The 18,080-nt window shown below is 39.8% G+C and carries 14 protein-coding genes; 7 read left to right on the top strand and 7 right to left on the bottom strand.

Going from position 1 to position 18,080, the window contains the following annotated elements; genetic code table 11:
* Nucleotides 1–35 precede the first annotated feature (35 nt).
* From QZL88_RS03905 to QZL88_RS03895, 3 genes are all read right to left on the bottom strand, one after another.
* On the bottom strand, nt 36–1,601 hold the full coding sequence (locus tag QZL88_RS03905) for a polysaccharide deacetylase family protein (protein ID WP_296938724.1): 1,566 nt from the start codon (nt 1,599–1,601) through the stop codon (nt 36–38).
* 16 nt (nt 1,602–1,617) lie between these two features.
* Nucleotides 1,618–2,877 (bottom strand): glycosyltransferase, encoded by a 1,260-nt coding sequence (locus QZL88_RS03900; RefSeq protein ID WP_296938723.1) that lies wholly within the window; start codon nt 2,875–2,877, stop codon nt 1,618–1,620.
* Between the two features lie 94 nt (nt 2,878–2,971).
* Nucleotides 2,972–4,939 carry a glycogen debranching enzyme N-terminal domain-containing protein gene (locus tag QZL88_RS03895; RefSeq protein ID WP_296938721.1) on the bottom strand — a complete coding sequence of 656 codons (1,968 nt, stop codon included), beginning with the start codon at nt 4,937–4,939 and terminating at the stop codon, nt 2,972–2,974.
* 454 nt (nt 4,940–5,393) lie between these two features.
* Between QZL88_RS03895 and lgt the strand changes: the two genes are divergently transcribed.
* Together lgt and QZL88_RS03885 are read left to right on the top strand one after the other, a co-directional pair.
* Nucleotides 5,394–6,458 carry a prolipoprotein diacylglyceryl transferase gene (gene lgt / locus QZL88_RS03890; protein ID WP_296938719.1) on the top strand — a complete coding sequence of 355 codons (1,065 nt, stop codon included), beginning with the start codon at nt 5,394–5,396 and terminating at the stop codon, nt 6,456–6,458.
* Nucleotides 6,459–6,556: 98 nt separating this feature from the next.
* Nucleotides 6,557–7,759, top strand: a complete 1,203-nt coding sequence (locus QZL88_RS03885) for an FprA family A-type flavoprotein (RefSeq protein WP_006800380.1) — start codon at nt 6,557–6,559, stop codon at nt 7,757–7,759.
* 108 nt (nt 7,760–7,867) lie between these two features.
* On the opposite strand, the gene QZL88_RS03880 is transcribed toward QZL88_RS03885, so the two are convergent.
* Nucleotides 7,868–9,532 carry a sulfatase-like hydrolase/transferase gene (locus tag QZL88_RS03880; protein WP_296938718.1) on the bottom strand — a complete coding sequence of 555 codons (1,665 nt, stop codon included), beginning with the start codon at nt 9,530–9,532 and terminating at the stop codon, nt 7,868–7,870.
* A gap of 224 nt (nt 9,533–9,756) precedes the next feature.
* Between QZL88_RS03880 and QZL88_RS03875 the strand changes: the two genes are divergently transcribed.
* The gene (locus QZL88_RS03875; protein ID WP_296938717.1) at nt 9,757–10,833 is read left to right on the top strand and encodes a magnesium and cobalt transport protein CorA; all 1,077 of its coding nucleotides are present in this window, start codon (nt 9,757–9,759) and stop codon (nt 10,831–10,833) included.
* Nucleotides 10,834–10,893: 60 nt separating this feature from the next.
* Nucleotides 10,894–12,054, top strand: a complete 1,161-nt coding sequence (locus tag QZL88_RS03870; protein WP_296938716.1) for a tetratricopeptide repeat protein — start codon at nt 10,894–10,896, stop codon at nt 12,052–12,054.
* 22 nt (nt 12,055–12,076) lie between these two features.
* Here QZL88_RS03870 and QZL88_RS03865 read toward each other — a convergent pair whose 3' ends face one another.
* Both QZL88_RS03865 and QZL88_RS03860 read right to left on the bottom strand, forming a co-directional pair.
* A complete protein-coding gene (locus tag QZL88_RS03865) occupies nt 12,077–13,492 on the bottom strand; it encodes a DHA2 family efflux MFS transporter permease subunit (protein ID WP_296938715.1) in 1,416 nt (471 codons plus the stop codon).
* Nucleotides 13,493–13,555: 63 nt separating this feature from the next.
* Complete coding sequence (locus tag QZL88_RS03860) at nt 13,556–14,029, bottom strand: hypothetical protein (protein ID WP_296938714.1); 474 nt, start codon at nt 14,027–14,029, stop codon at nt 13,556–13,558.
* A 1,083-nt stretch (nt 14,030–15,112) separates the two neighbouring features.
* Between QZL88_RS03860 and QZL88_RS03855 the strand changes: the two genes are divergently transcribed.
* From QZL88_RS03855 to QZL88_RS03845, 3 genes are all read left to right on the top strand, one after another.
* Nucleotides 15,113–15,565: a hypothetical protein gene (locus QZL88_RS03855; RefSeq protein WP_296938713.1), complete on the top strand. Its 453-nt coding sequence runs from the start codon at nt 15,113–15,115 to the stop codon at nt 15,563–15,565.
* A complete protein-coding gene (locus tag QZL88_RS03850) occupies nt 15,555–15,755 on the top strand; it encodes a helix-turn-helix transcriptional regulator (RefSeq protein ID WP_296938712.1) in 201 nt (66 codons plus the stop codon). The genes QZL88_RS03855 and QZL88_RS03850 overlap by 11 nt, the downstream gene beginning before the upstream one ends.
* Before the next feature lie 244 nt (nt 15,756–15,999).
* On the top strand, nt 16,000–17,334 hold the full coding sequence (locus tag QZL88_RS03845) for a deoxyguanosinetriphosphate triphosphohydrolase (RefSeq protein WP_296938711.1): 1,335 nt from the start codon (nt 16,000–16,002) through the stop codon (nt 17,332–17,334).
* 202 nt (nt 17,335–17,536) lie between these two features.
* Here the strand turns inward: QZL88_RS03845 and QZL88_RS03840 are convergent, their stop codons facing one another.
* Nucleotides 17,537–17,989, bottom strand: coding sequence for an RpiB/LacA/LacB family sugar-phosphate isomerase (locus tag QZL88_RS03840; RefSeq protein WP_296938710.1), 453 nt, complete (start codon nt 17,987–17,989; stop codon nt 17,537–17,539).
* Nucleotides 17,990–18,080 lie beyond the last annotated feature (91 nt).

The following is an 18,080-nucleotide window of genomic DNA, read 5'->3' as shown; positions in this document are numbered from 1 at the left end:
TCCTAAAAGTTGCAAGGGAATAAAATATTATCTATTTATTTTTTCGTTTTCACTTTAGTCGCTGGTGCGGGTTTCTTTTCTGCGACTTTTGGCTTAGCTTCCGTTTTTGTCTTTACTGCTGGTTTTGCCGTTGTTTTTTTAGCCATAGGTATAGTTTTATCAGGTTCAGCCTTCACGTTGGTTGCCTGTTTAGTCTTATCTTCAGCTTTGACGGCTGCAACAGCAGTTTTAGCTTTCGCTTCTTTTTTGGCAGGTGCAGTTTTTTTCTCTTTGATAGTTGCAGGGGTTATAGCATGCTCATCTGTAGCCTTGGGTGCGGAAACTTTTGTCTTTGCTTCCAGTTTCTTTATTTTATCTTCCAAGCGGTCTATTTCATCCGCCTGATTGTGAATAGTTGTCAGCAGGGCGTTCAATTCTTCGTTTTCTATCGAACTAGGGAATTCAGCATCGACTCTTTCCTTGAAGTCACTCAATACATTCATGTAGGTATTAAATGCTTCGTATGGAGAGCTGTAAGGGCTGAAAGGAAGGTCGTGTTTGGTTCCCATATAGTAGAAATGATCGCTCGATTGCAAGTAATTCCAGTCTTGTAGGAGCCTTCTGGATTGGCTCATGCTCACACGTTCAGCTACTTCGTATAGCTTGTGGAAAGCTTCCTGCTGCAATGTATTACCCAACCATGCCGATATATCCCTTTCTTCACCTACCCATGATATCGGGTGCATAGAAGAGATGCTGTCTACGGGTTTCAGCATATTGAGCACTTCGGAAGGGGTTGCAAATCCGATATTCTTTTCTGTTGCAAATCGAGGCAATGCCCTCATGAAATCGAATATACCCGAGCTTTTCTTCTGGAAGTTACCCAGTGCCTCGTAATTCATAAACAGGTTAACTACCTGCTCTTCCTTAGGAGTGGTAGCAATCCAGTTGATAAATTTGTCAGCGGTAAGCGGGTATTCGCTCCAATTGTAGTTAGAGAAGCGGGTCGCGATATCGTCACTGAATCGTGGATTACGCATCAATAGTTTTAGTTTCGGTTGCACAGCCGATTTATATACATAGTTAGGACTTTTCCAGCCCAATGTCCTTTTTGCGCCGGGAGTGATCATACCCGTGAATCCCATATCGTAAACAAGTTCAGCGATATCGTCCGAGTAGATCAGTTCTGTATTACGGAATATTTTTGGACGTTGTCCGAACAGGCTTTCAATTTTATCGTCGTGTTCTTTTACTTGTTTTTTAAAACCTTCGGGGTCGATAAGGGAAGCCAGTGAATGTCCTTGTGTTTCGGATAAGAATTCAACACATCCTGTATCGGCCAGTTCTTTGAATCCGTCGATTACTTCCGGTGCATATATTTCCATCTGGTCTAATGCTACGCCCGAAATCGAGAATGCAACTTTAAACTTACCATTGTATTCCTTTATCATTTCCAACATCAATCTGTTGGCCGGAACAAAGGAAACTTCAGCTACCCGTTGAATAAAATCTTCATTGGCGAAATCATCATAATAATAGTGGTCGCCTCCGATATTGAAAAACCTGTACCTTTTCAGGCGGTGTGGCTGATGTATCTGGAAGTAGAAACAAATATTTTTCATAATTTATATAGTTGTTTTATTTACACAAGTTATTATATATATCCCTTACTTTCTGTCCGGCATATTCCCATTTGATATTATCCACCTCGGCTTTCCCCTCTTTGCTGAGGAAATCGGCCATAGCATCGTATGTACAAATAGAATATATGGCGTCAGCCATGGCATCTACATCCCAGTAATCTACTTTGACGGCTTTATCCAGAATTTCGGCACATCCCGATTGTTTGGATATAATAGTAGGGATGCTGCACTGCATGGCTTCGAGCGGAGAAATACCGAAAGGTTCGGACACCGATGGCATTACATATACATCGCTACGCTTCAACATTTCATATACTTGTTTCCCTTTTAGGAATCCTGTGAAATGGAACCGGTCCGATATACCCTTTTCGGCAGCCAGATACAGCATGCGTTCCATCATATCGCCACTGCCTGCCATAACAAACTGTATATGCTTAGCTCTTTCCAATACACGGGCTGCTGCTTCCACAAAGTATTCCGGGCCTTTCTGCATGGTGATACGCCCGAGGAAAGTAACCACTTTGTCTTTTATCCCTTTTTCTGTGTTAATGGCTAGTATTTCAGGACTTAAAGGTTCTACGGCATTGTGTACTGTAGTTACTTTTGCCGGGTCCTGATAGTATTTTTCGATTACCGTCTGCCGAGTAAGATTACTTACACAAATAATATGGTCAGCATGATCCATACCGTTTTTCTCCATCTGATATACCTGTGGATTTACATTCCCGCGACTGCGGTCGAAGTCGGTAGCATGTACGTGTATAACCAGTGGTTTGCCTAATATATTTTTGGCATGTATGCCTGCAGGATATGTAAGCCAGTCGTGAGAATGAATAATGTCATAATCGTGGGTGCGGGCTATTACTCCGGCCATTATCGAATAGTTATTTATCTCTTCGAGGAGATTGTCGGGATAACGTCCCGAGAATTCGATACAACCCAGATCATTGGTGTACATATAACTGAAATCGGCATAAATATGATCCCGCATATTATAATATTCCTGAGGATCCATATATTTTGAAAGCCTTTCGCTTACATAGTCCCAATAAACATCTTTCCATACAACAGGGGTATTACATGCCCCGATGATTTTCAGAAAACTCTGGTCTTCATCTCCCCTTGGCTTGGGTATTACAAATGTAATATCCATATCAGGCTGCATAGCCATACCTTTGGTAAGGCCATAGCTTGCAGTTCCGAGCCCTCCTAATATATGAGGAGGAAACTCCCATCCAAACATTAATGCTTTCATATAGTTCCAAAATTAAGCATTAATGAAACAGAGAAAATAGCATGTGTCAATTTTCCGTCTCTCATTAATATTTTTTATACGGTTAATACTTTTCTTAATATTCATCTGCAAACGCTTTTTGTAGGTTTAACGCCCTGATAACTCCAGCCACACTGATGGAATACGATATAGGTCCATGCCCGAAATACGGGATACTTCCATCATAGAGAGCTGAGAGTGAGGCGATACAGTCGTTCGACATTTCATCTTCTACTCCGATGAGCAGACGGTCGAGAAACGAATAGCCACTCCGTTGGAATATTTTCAGGTATGCTTCCATATACGGGCCAAGCAGCCAAGGCCATGAGGCTCCGTTGTATGCACTATGAAGTTTGTCGGTTATGGAACCTTCACAGCGCGGTCTGAATCCGATACTCTTTGGACTGAGTGATCGTATGCCTTTGGCTGTCAGCAGCTCCTTGGTGATGATGTCTATTATGGATTTACTTTGCCGTTTGTCCAGAAGCGGATAATCCTGCGATATAGCCAGAAGCATATTCGGCCTTACACTCCAGTCTACATAATTTCCTACCACATAGTCGTACAGATAACCGCCATCGTTATAAAATACTTCTACAAATGAAGTTTTTACTATTTCGGCTAATAAGCCCATCTTCTTTTCCAGTTTGGCGTCTTCCAGATGACGGGCAATTTCTTGATTAAACATTAATGCGTTATACCAGAAAGCATTGACTTCGACCAGACATCCGGTGCGGGGTAGGGCATAATTGCCTGCGCCGGCAGCATTGTTCATCCAGCTCGGAAACCCTACGCGATTGTCTACGCTTAGCAATCCGTTTGTCAACGGGGTAAGATTAGGGTGTTTCCCTTCTTGTATAAAAGCTACTATTTTGCTGGCTAAAGATGCGTATTTGGTGTAAAAACGCTCTTTATCGGTGTCAGAAAATCGTTTCAATCCCCAAAGCAACCAAAGTAATACATCTGCATTATCTATATCTTTGAGAAAACCCGTTAGTGGTTTCCCTTGCATAAATGCTTCTATTGTAGGTATGGCAGTATCCATCACTTCTTCGAATGCATCCGGCTTGCCAAGACCAAGGGTAAGACCAGGGAGAGACATAAACTGTTCTCGTGCAGTAACATTACCCCAAGGGTATCCATTCAGTAGATACAACTCATCTTTAGACGGGCGGAAATAAAATTGGTGTCCGGAATTTTTGAGGCAATTGTAGAAAGAAGAGCGTGGGGTACGTTCTTTTACACCCTCTTCGAATAATGCAGATAACCTGCCTGTATCGGCATGGACGTCACTAGCTGAAAAAATAATGGATTCACCTTTTGTTATAGGTAGCTCAAAATACCCCGGAACGTATAAATCTTCTTTATACGGCAGGCCTTCTTCCTTATCTCTGTCATATTCTATGCCTTTATACCAATTGGGGTCGAAAACAAAGTTAACCTCTTTGTTAAATTGCATGTACAAATCGGGATAACCGCTATACATACACATACTGATACCGTTTTCCACTTCTTTGTAACCATGTTCGGCTACTGTGTTCTCTCCTGTCAGGGTGTTAATTTCCCGGAATGCAAGGAACGGTTTGAAGCGTATGGTTGTAGGAGAGTGTGCATCAAGGAGAGTATACCGGATAAAAATAGTATTATCTTCAAGTGAAAACATTTTTTCTTTCGACAGAATTACTCCGCCAACCCTGTATATGGTACGCGGCAATGAGTCGCAGCTAAACTCGCGGATGTATTTGTGTCCCATCGGACTGTAATTGTCTCCATCGTATTTATGTATTCCCAGATTGAAGTCGGCACCGTGTTGTATAACTGTTTCATCAAAAGAGGAGAGCAATACATGATTCGAATTATCCAGTTTGGGTACAGGCATAACGAGTAGTCCGTGTTGTTTGCGTGTATTGCATTCTACCAGAGTAGTGCAATGATAAGCGCCACGACGGTTTGTCCTGAGTATTTCTCTGCGCAGAGAGTATTCAAGGTTAACCATCCGTGACTTGTCGAATTTGAGATACGTATTTGTCTTGTTATAATCCATAATTTTTTAACAGTTATACTGTTTATACATAATTGAATAAGTCAAGATACTTTATCCAGAGCCTATTTCTGATTTTAAAGATAGCAAAAATGTTAATAAATATTCCAAATTGCGCATAATGTTTATTAACATAAAAACAAATGGGAAAATGTATGTTGCATAATTGGACTTATTTAGAATTATTTTATATTAGATGCGTATTTTTATTTATAACAAAAGATATTAACGTTCAGTTTTTTATCAAAGAAGAATTAAGGCTTTTAGTGTAACTTATTATTTAAACAGGTTTTAAATGAATAGTATTTTTATATCTTTGTAATCCGAAAAAATAAGGTAGTTTATGGTGGCGGAATTAATTGCTGCCTTGTTAAGTTTATATGCAACAGGTAGCGGGATTGAAACAATGTGTCATTAAATGTTCTTGTATTTATATAGAATCCTAATATAATTTTTTATGCTGGACATGCTTTCATTTATAACATGGGATGTAAATCCTGAAGCTTTTTCTCTATTTGGCAGAGAAATTCGTTGGTATGGCATTTTATGGGCAGCGGGCGTTCTTTGCACAACGATAGTTGTGCAGAAGATGTATAAGTCGGAAAAGCTTCCGGAGAAATGGTTCGATTCTCTGTTCTTATATGTGCTTACAGGCCTGGTTATAGGTGCCCGTTTGGGACATTGCCTGTTTTATGATCCTGTGTATTATCTGTCCAATCCCCTTAAGATACTTATGGTGTGGGAAGGCGGATTAGCGAGCCATGGCGGGGCAATAGGAATGACTATTGGTGTATGCCTGTATTCGCTCAAGATAACCGGGCAAAAGATGAACTGGAAACATCTGGGTATATTCGCTCTCATAGGTTTGGTTTTAGGAGGTTTGTGCCAGTATATCTATGGGCTGACGGTCAGTTCTTCTCCTTCTCTGGGTTTTGGCGAGTCTGCTTTTATGGGATTCCTTATCGGTATTTGTGTATCTATGGTGTATACGACAAGAGAGATGACTGTGAAAACTCTGGACCGTCTTGTGGTTGGGGTAGCTATAGGGGCAACGTCGATACGTTTGGGTAATCTCATGAATTCTGAAATATACGGAGGTCCTACGACTTTGCCGTGGGGTTTCAATTTTATCAGGGATCCTAAGTGGCATCAGCCTCTCAATATGGGAGGATCGGGTGAATTACCTTGCCACCCTACACAAATATACGAAGCACTTTTCTATTTGTTTTTATTCGGATTAGGTTTGTATCTGTATTATAAGACCAATGCAAGAAACAGAACAGGACTTATTCTGGGGATATCGCTTATAGGTATTTTCTTTTCAAGGTTCTGTATAGAGTTTATTAAAAATATTCAGGAACCGTTTGAGGTAGAAATGATAGATACATTCGGTATTAATATGGGGCAGCTGCTCAGTATTCCGTTTGTGATCTGGGGTATATGGCTATTATATAGTGCTCTGACAAAGAAAACGCCGGAGGTGGACACTATGCCTAAAAACAGTAATGTGAAGAAAAAGTAGTATGCAGGATTCCTGGGCTTTTTTGATGTTCCTAAACAACAGGTATTTACAAGAAAATAGTTTAATTATAATACACTACACTACTTAATCAAGATAGTATGTTAAAACCAATTCCAATAAAAGATGACTTATTCTATATCGGAGTGAATGACCGGACAAAGCATCTTTTTGAAAATCTGTGGCCATTGCCTAAAGGAGTTTCTTACAACTCCTATCTTATTTCGGATGAAAAAACAGCATTGTTCGATACTGTTGATATTTGTTATTCCGACATTTTCTTTCATAAACTGGAAATAGCTTTGAACGGAAAGTCGCTCGACTATGTGATTATCAATCATATGGAGCCCGACCATTCCGGTTCTCTCGGTTTGCTGAGAAACAGGTATCCCAACGTAAAGGTTGTAGGTAACAAGCGTACGGCCGACATGGTGCAGGGCTTTTACGGTATAACTGACGGCGTGATGGTGATTGACGATGGTGACCAGTTGTCTTTGGGTAAACATAACCTGGTCTTTAATCTCACCCCGATGGTACATTGGCCGGAAACAATGATGACATACGATACTACCGATAAAATTATCTTCTCGGGAGATGCTTTCGGTACATTCGGTACGCTGGATGGCGGTATCACCGATACGCAATTGCACCCCGAACGCTACTATGACGAAATGATACGTTATTATTCCAATGTAGTAGGTAAGTTTGGCTCTCCGGTACAAAAAGCATTGGAAAAACTGGGATCACTGGATATAAAAATGATTTGTTCTACTCACGGGCCAGTATGGACTATCGATGAGCAGATCAAAAAAGTGATCTCTATCTATGATAAGCTCAGCCGTTACGATGGAGACGAAGGGGTAGTGATAGCTTATGGCAGTATGTACGGAAACACCGAGCAAATGGCCGAAACGGTTGCTTATGAGCTGGCTCAGCAGGGTATAAAGGAAATTATACTGCACAATGTTTCGAAACGTTCACATTCTTATATCATCCGTGATATATTTAAATATAAGGGGCTGATTGTAGGTTCACCCACATATAACAACAAACTGTTTCCTGAAGTGGAATACTTGTTGTCGAAAGTCGAAGGACGCGATATGAAACATCGCTATTTCGGATATTTCGGTTCGTTTACATGGGCCGGAGCTGCGGTGAAACGTCTGGCTCAGTTTGCCTTGGATACTAAGTTTGAAGTGATTGGCGAACCTGTAGAAATGCGTCAGGCAATGCGCCACGACACATATGATGCCTGTATTTCGTTAGGGAAGGCAATGGCCGACAGGTTGAAACAAGACAGATAGCCCCCTAATCCCCCGGAGGGGGACTTATAATGAGGGTATAAGAAATATGCTGAATAAAAAGTGACGGAAATAATGAAGATTCATTATTTCCGTCACTTTTTATTTCTATTATCTTTGTAAGTCCCCCTCCGGGGGATTAGGGGGCCACTTTTCCTTTATTTCCTCATATCTTTTTTCACCCACATAGCGTTCTTTAGCTTTAAATTCTTTGGAGAATAAACTTCTGGAATCGTTATAGTCCTTATAGCTTAAGCCGGCCAGATCTGAAAGGGAATAGATGAAATCTTCGGTAGAATAAGGACGTTTATTGTCAAATATAAGGTCGGTGTGTTTCTTTCTGTACGATGGAGACATCCATATCATAAAAGGTATTTCACTCATGGTTGGCGATACCTTTTCGTATGCGTGCCCGGCAAATTCACGATAGTCGTATAATTCTTCTCCGTGGTCGGAGAAGTATATCATCACTGCATCTTCTTTCTGGCGGCTTTTCAGTGTGTTTATGATGCTGCTTATTATATAATCGTTATATAGGACAGAATTGTCGAACTTGTCAATTGTCTTTTTAGCTTTATCATCCCTGAAGGGAGCATCCGCAACCAGATTATCCTTTTTATTATTGTATACAATATATTCCTTAGGGTATCTGAATTCGTAGGCCATATGATTCCCTATCAGGTGTACGACTATCAGTTTGTTATTTCTGTTATTAGCGCTTTCATCGAATATTTTGTCCAATACGGGCAATACAATATCGTCGTGTTGCTTATATGTAGCTACATTGTATTTCTTTTTCGCTAGTGTCAACAGAATATCGTAGCTGGATTTGCAGTCTTCACTGAATTCCTGATTACTTACCAGGTAGGTATCGTACCCACTGCGGTTAAATAATTCGTAAAGAGATGGTTTTTCTGTGAAGTATTCCGGATGCTTCAGTTCGGACATAGACAACACCGAACGCATGACCGGAATGGTGTGTACCTGTGGCGCCACAACGTCCTGATATACGATAAGGCTGTCACCAAGCTGGGATAGCAACGGATTGGTATTACGCGGGTAGCCATACAGCGACATATGATGTTTGTTCAGCGACTCGCCTATCACAACCACAATTGTAAGCGGAACAGTATCTTTCCGAAGAGTCTCTACTATATAATCTTCCTTCTGTCGCTCTTTTATTGTCTTTATTTCATAGCTGGTCCTTAGCTTATAGCTGACGAATGTTTTATAGAAGTTGACAAAGTAGACTGAACGGGAAACCCTGTTGATGCCGACAATGCACAAGATAATGATAATACTTAAAGTGAAGAGCAGTTTATTATCTGCTATTTTTAATTTTTTGAATGATTTCATCGTACAAATCATTACAATAGGGATTGCTGCATAAATCAATACGCCGACTATGACCCATATACTTAAGTAATGAGCGACGAATTCCTTGCTTTCTTCAGGATTTGTTTCGAAAAGGCTGGTTACACTGTTCTGTTCCAGCATTACCCGGGCAAAAAGAAGATATGCCAGAAAGATAGAACCCGGAATAACCGATATAGCCAGCATTATGGAATATACGATCTTCTCAGATTTGGAACTTAAAAAGAGAGATAGTACCCATATGGCAGCAAATAGTAATCCGCATACCACGAATACAGCTACTTTATCAATGAAGGTAAAGTTTTGAGCAAGAGGACATAATATTGGCACCAGAAGCAAGATGTAAAACAAGAAAAAGAATTGTATCTTTTTCCGTTTCAGTATGTTTAATACTTCCCCCATTAATTGTACAGTTTATTAGGTTTAAATCTTTTAATAGTTAGTTATAGTTCAAATATATGAAGGGCATTTATATGTATCCGAAAATTATAACAGCCAGTCGTTGTTGTATTTGTATATACAATAAGCACGCTTACGACCTTAAATACCTCTTCAAAGAGTACAAATATAGTATTTTATTCTTACTTTTGATACAGCTAAAAATTGGTAATATCGCATATATAAATATGAGTAAACGAACACCAAAAAGACTCAAAAATAAGTTACCCCGGAATAATTACCTGTTAACAAAACCTGCATATCTGGGAGATAAGGATATTCCGATGTCAGTGGAGTTGTTGCAATACGATTCTATGCGGATGGAAGTAAAGAACATACCTCAGCAAGCGTCTCTGAAAAGCAGTGTAGACAATTCGAAAGTGAACTGGTTCAGAGTTCAGGGTATTTCTGATGCAGCAGAAGTGAACCGTATCTGCAGGGAATTTGACCTTCATGGATTTGATGTGAAAGATTTATTGGCCGACCAAAGGGTTGTGAAAATCGTAGCTTATGATAAGGTAACCTTTATATTGATGTCCTCTTTTTATCTGGAAAGCGATACTTCCAATATAGATGATATGCAGATCGCATTTATTTTTGGTGAAAATTTTATCATTAGTTTTCAGGAGGCGCTTGTCCCTATCTTCGAAGAGGTAAAACAGGATATTGAAGAAAACAATGGAATGATACGCCAGAAGAGTACGGACTTTTTGCTTTATATCCTTCTGAATGCCGTAAACTTATCCAATATCAACACACTGATGACAGTAGAGGATAAACTGGCTGACATCGAAGACCAACTGATAATGCGGAGGGATTCTGTGGATATCCTCCAGTTTATGCATCGGTGCAGGGTCAATTATATGCATATCAAGCGTACGGTGATAGCACTCAGGGAAGAATATAGCAACCTGCTGCATAATACTAATAAATTGATAAAAGAAGAGAATATCGTCTACTTCAATGACTTTGACGACCGTATGCGTACGACATTGGGCGACCTGGCTTCATTCCATGAATCGCTGACCTCGTTGCTGGATTTATATTATAATAATAACAATCTGAAGATGAATGAAATAATAAAGCGTCTGACGTTTGTGTCTACTATATTTATTCCTCTCACCTTTATGGTCGGCGTATGGGGTATGAATTTTAAGTTTATGCCAGAGATAGAGTGGGAGTACGGTTATTTCTTTTCATGGATAGCTTTGGCTTTGGTTGCCTTGTGTACCTATCTGTGGATGAGAAAACAAAAATGGTTTTAAAGGCCTGTTAACAATAAAATACCACTAAACTAAAAACTCGTAACTAATATATAATTAACGATGAAAAAAGCAGCTTGCATATTATTAATTTCATTATTTATACTTCCTTTAAGCCATTCAGGTAATATTCTGTTTTCACATGAAAGTCAGGTTGTAAAGCCAAAAGACGATATCAAGAAAATGTTTGAGAAGGGACTCTATACCGAAATAATAGAAGAATATGGAAATACGCCCCGTGCATCATCGGCTGAAGAGTTATCGTACGTTGCAGAATCTTATATCAGGCTGAATGATTTTCCCAATGCTTCCCGATATGCCGATATGGCAATACAAAAAGAAGCGAAATCTGCACGGGCGCTCTATGTAAAAGGCTCTATCAGCAGTGCAAATGGAAATCATACGCAAGGTATAGCGGATATACAAAAGGCTATAAATCTGGCTCCGAAGCAGGCCGAATACTATACCGGCCTTGGTGATATTTATTTTGCTCAGGATGATTATACAAAAGCTTTGGCTAATTACAGAAAGGCGGTAAATATGCCTAATCCATCGGAGAAAGCCTTTTATATGATAGGTGCAGTATATGCTAATCAGGACAATGTAAAACAGGCATTGGATACTTTCTATGTGGCTAAGTCGAAAATAGAGAAAGACAAAGAATTATATGTTACTGTACTGAATAATATCGGAAAGATTGAGTTCGATAATAAAAACTACAAGGATGCATCTGAAGCATACAGGGAATTGACCGAATATTTTCCCGATGATTACTATTCTCTCGAAAAACTGGTCGAATGTTACAATGCTTTAGGTTATTACAGCCGTGCAGATGTGTCGAAGGCGAGATTATATACTGCGTACCAGCAGGGCGAACTTTGGAATACCAGCATTGCAGATATGTTCTGTGTCGACCATTTTACCGTAGGTGATAAAGACGTATCGGCATATGAGCGCTTCGAAGTATCACCATGCCGTACTATTACCAAATATATATTCTATGTAGCCGACAAAGATGGCCGCATCGATTCCACGATTACTCTCGAGTTCACTCCTGCCGAAGAGGAAGGTAAGTCCGGACGTTTCGATCCTGTGATGCAAAAAGGTGCGGATAAATATGGCTTTAATGTCGTATATGACGGCAATCTTGCTTATACTACGCTGCAATCGGTTGTAAAAGATATTATAGATGGTAAAGTTGATCCGAAACCTTATGTAAAGTAAATTACGAGGAGACGGGTACTGTTTATTCGTTTCTATCCCTTTTCTTCACTCTCACCACATCTCCGGCGTCCGGCGTCAGTTTTGTATATCCATATAGGGAGACTACGCCTAATATGGCGACAAAGATGAATGCCAGACGAAAATCCGCAACCGAATAATGGTCGGTACTGCCATTTATCATATTTGAGAACCGGAGGAATACAGCGCCCATAGCTATACCCATACCGGTCGACATCTGCTGTACAGTACTGTATAGCGTATTCGCGGCAGTCATGCGGGGTTGAGGTATATCAGCAAAAGCAAGTGTGGTAATGGCACTGAACTGCATGGAACGGAACATCCCCGACAGGAACATGACCACTACGATTAATACAACTGGTGTAGTCGGTAGCAGGAGTGCCGTGAAGAATGTAAATACGGCAACCATAAACCCGTTGCTGATAAGTACTGTGCGGAAATTATAATGGCGCATGATCCATATCGTAGCAGGCTTCATAACAAGGTTTCCGGCCATAGTGGCAAGAAACAGCGTTCCCGATTCGAAAGGGCTTAAGCCGAAACCTTCCTGAAACATCAGAGGAACAAGGTATGGCGCTACCCCGATTACCATGCGTGATATTGATCCCGTGAATATCGTAACCCTGTATGTTGGTATCCTGATTACCGAATAGTCTATCAATGGGTTGGATATATGCCGCGAATACCGGATATTAAAAGCCAGTAGACCAATACTGAACAAAACGACTATCCCTGAAACATAGTATGGTACTTCGGTACGGCTCAGCAATTCCACTCCATACATAAATCCGGCTAAGGCAAGCCCGCTGAGGACGAATCCCACAAAGTCGAAATGCCGTTTTACCGGAGTGTCGTCTTTTTCTTCGGGGATATGATGCCATGCAAGAACGACGCAGATAATACTGATCGGTATATTCAGGTAAAATATCCAGTGCCAGTGCCAGTATGTAGTAAGGTAACCCCCCACCAGCGGTCCGAGTATAGGGGCAACCAGTGCAGGCCATGTGATATAAGCCATCGCGGTTACCAGATTCTCCTTGGGCGTTGTTTTCAGTACGGCCAAACGGCCTACGGGCGTCATCATAGCTCCGGCCATCCCCTGAAATATGCGGAAGATAACAAACTGGGTCAGGTTTTGCGATGTGCCGCAAAGGGTAGAGGCCAGTATAAAAAGAATGATGGACAAACAAAATACCTTACGTGTTCCGAAACGGTCGGCAATCCATCCGCTGACAGGAATGAATATAGCTAATGCGATCAGGTAAGATGTTACTCCGGCACTCAGGTGAACAACATCCGTCCCAAACGACTTGGCCATGGCAGGTACAGCCGTATTCACAGCAGTAGTATCAAGCCCTTGCATAAAGAAGGCAATAGCAACAATCAGGGAAACTGTGTAGGACTTGTTTAAAATCTTCATTTGTGAATACCGAATCTTAAAATTCGGGTGCAAAGGTACTACTTTTCAGGGAGAAAGTTTTGGTTAGACTTCTATATTAAACAAGTTCCTGTTGTTATATTTTCCTAAATTTTCGGCATTATACCTGATATCTTCATCATACCAGTCGGCTATATCTATCCCTGTAAGTACAGCGCCTCCTTCTATATCTAATTGGATGAAATTGTGGTCGGTACAAGTAATATCCAATCCGCAGGGAACAGCGTATGTATAACCTCCTGCCGATTCACCGTCAATATCGTCTTGCGGTATAGCATATACAATATATTTGCCGGGAAGTACATTGTCAAACTTGTATTTTACCGTTTCTCCCTCTTCTGATTCGCCTGTCAGTAAGGTTATTGTACTACCTGTTTCAATATTTTTCAGGCAAACATTCATTGCAGGTACATAATCGCTAGGGTAGTAGATCAATCCTTCTATGGATGCATGTTTATTGCAGGATATACAGATTATAAGCAGTAAACTTATGAAAAAGAGGGCTTTTAGAGGTTTCATGATTCCTGTTTTTTAAATTGAATAAAATACAAAAGACTGATTAAAGATAGTTTCTTTTTCGATACCGAGGCTTAAAGGGCATGATAAATGCATAGAAATTCTCAGTTCTAATCAATGGGGAACCTTTTTTTGTTTTTATTAACTATGTTTAGTTAAAACCTGACACATCTGACAGTTTTTTCATTATTTTCATCTTCTGTTTTTTTACGTTAGTTAACTATATATAGTTAAAAGGTAACACAGAAAACAATTAATAATGAAAAATTAATAATTATCTTGCCATGCTGAGCAGAGCGAAGCATTCTGTTAACAAAAAAACTCCGGGTTACTCCTTTTACTTCGTGGTTAAAAAACTCAACAAAGACACTAAGGAGCAAAAAGGAAACAAAAGTAACACCTTTTTAGTTATTAGCTGATAGTTGTCAGTCAATAGCTTATGTGCAAAACTTGACAAACTTGACACATTTTCTACTATTTTTTATCTGTCACTTTTTTCCTCTCTGTAAGTCCCCTTTGGGGCAGGGCTGTTAAGTTCTCTACTTTGTTCTGTTATTTTCTGCTGTCATCCTGAGTGGAGCGAAGGATCCCGACCCTGAAAAACGAGATGTTTCACTCCGTTCAATATGACACAGAGGGTAAAAAAATAGAACTTAACAGCCCTGCCCCTTGGGGTTTGAGGCGGCTCGTTCATCATTTCAAAGAGCTATCAGCTATCAGCTATCAGCTATCAGCTAACAGCTAACAGCTAAAGGCTATCCGCTAAATATATAGATAAATGATTTGGTTTTTAATGATGTGAATCGATAGTTGGCTAGGGTAAATATTAGATTCTCTTTTAAATGTGCGGGATCGGAGGTCGCTTATTTTGGGGTAATGCCAAAAAAGAGGATAAGGTAAATTCGCAAATAAAATTGTATTGGTATATTGATTATTTTCGTTAGTATCAGTTTGTACACTAGAACGCAGGTTATTTTATTCATTTTTTTATTAGATTATCTAATAAAAAATGTAAAGTATGCTTGTCTTTTAGTAAAATATACTTTACATTTGAGGCATATATAATTTTATAATTTTGATATCACTATGAAAACAAGATTTTTATTTCCGCACAGATGTAAGATAATTGGTTTATGTATCTTACTGACTGGGATACTAGTTGGCTTTGTCATTAATAATTTTTTGAATGATTACTTAATAGTTGATTTAAGCTGGCTGTTAGGAACTTCCGGTTTTAATAAAGGTAAAGTAGATATGACTTTTACCCTTACTTGTTCATTGCTAATTATTGGGGGAGTAATATTCGCATTTTCTAAAGAAAAGGTGGAAGATGAATATATCGCTGATATTAGGCTCACTTCACTCCTTTGGGCTGTTTTTATTAACTATTTGTTGTTGCTTATTGCTGTCTTTGTCGTTTATGACTTGGATTTTTTAGATGTATTAATTTATAATATGTTTACGCCTCTTATTATTTTTGTAATACGATTCAATTTTTTGTTGTATAAATCTTCAAAAAAGAAGAGTGATGAAAAATAATATAAAAATAGAGCGGGTAATTAATAATTTGACTCAGGAAGAGCTAGCCAAGATAATTTTTGTTAGCCGTCAGACGATTAATGCTATTGAGACTAATAAATATATCCCGTCAACGGTATTAGCTCTGAAGATTGCAAAAGTATTTGGGAAACCTCTGGAAGAAATTTTCTTTTTAGACGAAACAGACTAAATATTTTATGTACTACTTAAGTGGAAAACTAAGAGTGCAAAGTCTAAATAAAAGATTAATCCGCTAATTGGATTATCATATCGGTACATTCGGTTTCTGTTATTTTCCTTGCATTTTAACAATATAAGGTTAATAAATAAAAACAGAAGAGCAGTCTGACAGATAATATTCATAATTGACATAAGCCGAATATATTATCCTGACTAAATTCGTTATCTTTGGCTACGATAAAAAAGGATACTCTATGAATTGGCAACTCCTCCTCTCTGCAAAACGTTTTGGAATGGAAAAATACCATGATGACAAGCATCATGACCGTACTGATTTTCAGCGTGATTACGATAGGCTTATATTCTCGTCACCATTTCGCCGCTTGCAAAATAAGACGCAGGTTTTTCCCCTTCCGGGCAGTGTTTTCGTGCATAACCGTCTGACACATAGTATCGAGGTGTCGTGTGTGGGGCGTTCGTTAGGGGAAATAATAGGCAGGGAACTGAGAAAAAAGCATACTGATTCTCCGGCTCATTTCGAAGAGATAAGCTCCATCGTAGCTGCTGCATGTCTGGCGCACGATTTAGGGAACCCTCCGTTCGGACATTCCGGTGAAAGGGCTATTACCAGCTATTTTAGAGAAGGGAACGGCAGGCATCTTGAACAGAAAGTGCGGGAAGAAGAAGGACGATGGGAAGATTTCACCAACTTTGAAGGGAATGCCAATTCGATCAGAATGCTGATACATCAGTTCAAAGGACGCCGTCCTGGCGGATTCGTAATGACATATTCTACATTGGCATCCATTGCCAAATATCCTTATTCCGCGCTTGCAGCCGGTAAGAAAGGTAAATTCGGCTTTTTCCAGGCCGAGGAAGAGGATTTCAGAAAGATTGCCGATGGATTGGGAATGCTTTGCTTGCAAGAGTCCCCGTTGAAGTATGCTCGTCATCCGCTTGTATATCTTGTCGAAGCTGCCGATGATATTTGCTATAGGACAATGGATATTGAGGATGCTCACAAGTTGGGTCTACTTTCTACTGAACAGACAAAGAGCCTTTTTATGAACTTCTTTTCTGACGAGAAACAGGAAAAGATGCTCCGTACAATGGAGCGTGTAAGTGACATTAACGAGCAGATAGCTTATTTACGTTCAACTCTTATCGGTTTGCTGGTCGATGAGTGTACAACAGTGTTTCTGAACAATGAAAATGCAATATTGGAAGGTAAGTTTGACGGCGCATTAATCGACCATATATCCGCTTTGCCAAAGGAGGCAAATCAAGTGGCCAATGATATAAGCTATAGAAAGATATATAAAGCGAAGGATGTTGTAGATATAGAACTTGCAGGACACCGTATCATCGGGTTTCTGCTCGATACGTTCATTACCGCTGCTACTGATGATGCTCCCAAAGGTAAGTATTCAGAATTAGTATTGAGTCGTGTGTCGGAACAGTTCGAAACGGATGCCCCTACTCTCTATGGACGTATTTTGGCGATACTGGACTTTATTTCAGGAATGACTGACGTATATGCACTTGATCTATATCGTAAGTTGACGGGTATGAGTCTGCCTTCCGTGTAATTTTTTTGAAGAAAATACAGCGAATCTGCATTTTTTTCTAAATTTTGAAGGGCTATTTAAACTTCTACATAGTTAAAGGTAAAACTTCAATGTCCTTTAAATAATTGAAGAATAAAGAAACTAACTTTAGATAATAAGATTGTAGGAAAATGAAAAGCTTGTTACATTTTAATAACAAACTTTTGATATTCTTTTTCTTTCTTCAGCAATTAATCTTATCAATCCTGCCCTGATGTCTCCCCCCTTCAAAGTCGGTATTAAAGAAAACTTCTATCATCTGATACGCCTCCTTCTGTGAGATAAACCTGCCCGGCAGAGTCAGCACATTGGCATCGTTATGTAATCTTACCAGTTTGGCGATCTCCACGTTCCAGCAAAGGGCACTTCTTACATGCCTGTGATGGTTCAATGCCATGTTGATACCGTTGCCCGTACCGCAGATGGCAATGCCCTTGTCGCAGTCTCCGCTGTCGATAGCCTCTCCCAGCTTATGGCCGAAGTCGGGATAATCGACACTCTCCGTTCCATAGGTACCCAAGTCGGTATAAGGGATGCCCTGTTCCTTAAACAGGCTGATGATATATTCTTTCATCGGGTAGCCGGCATGGTCACTGGCCAATCCGATGGGTTTTGAGGGGATGGGAAATAAGCTCATGGGATAGTTATGAGTTATGATTGATGAATGATAAGTTGCAGGCTGCTTCATTCCACAACCTGCAACTGTTTATTCTGATTATTTTATTGTT

The sequence above is a fragment of the uncultured Dysgonomonas sp. genome, from assembly GCF_900079725.1.
Taxonomy (GTDB): domain Bacteria; phylum Bacteroidota; class Bacteroidia; order Bacteroidales; family Dysgonomonadaceae; genus Dysgonomonas.
This window is presented reverse-complemented; position numbering and strand designations above follow the sequence as displayed.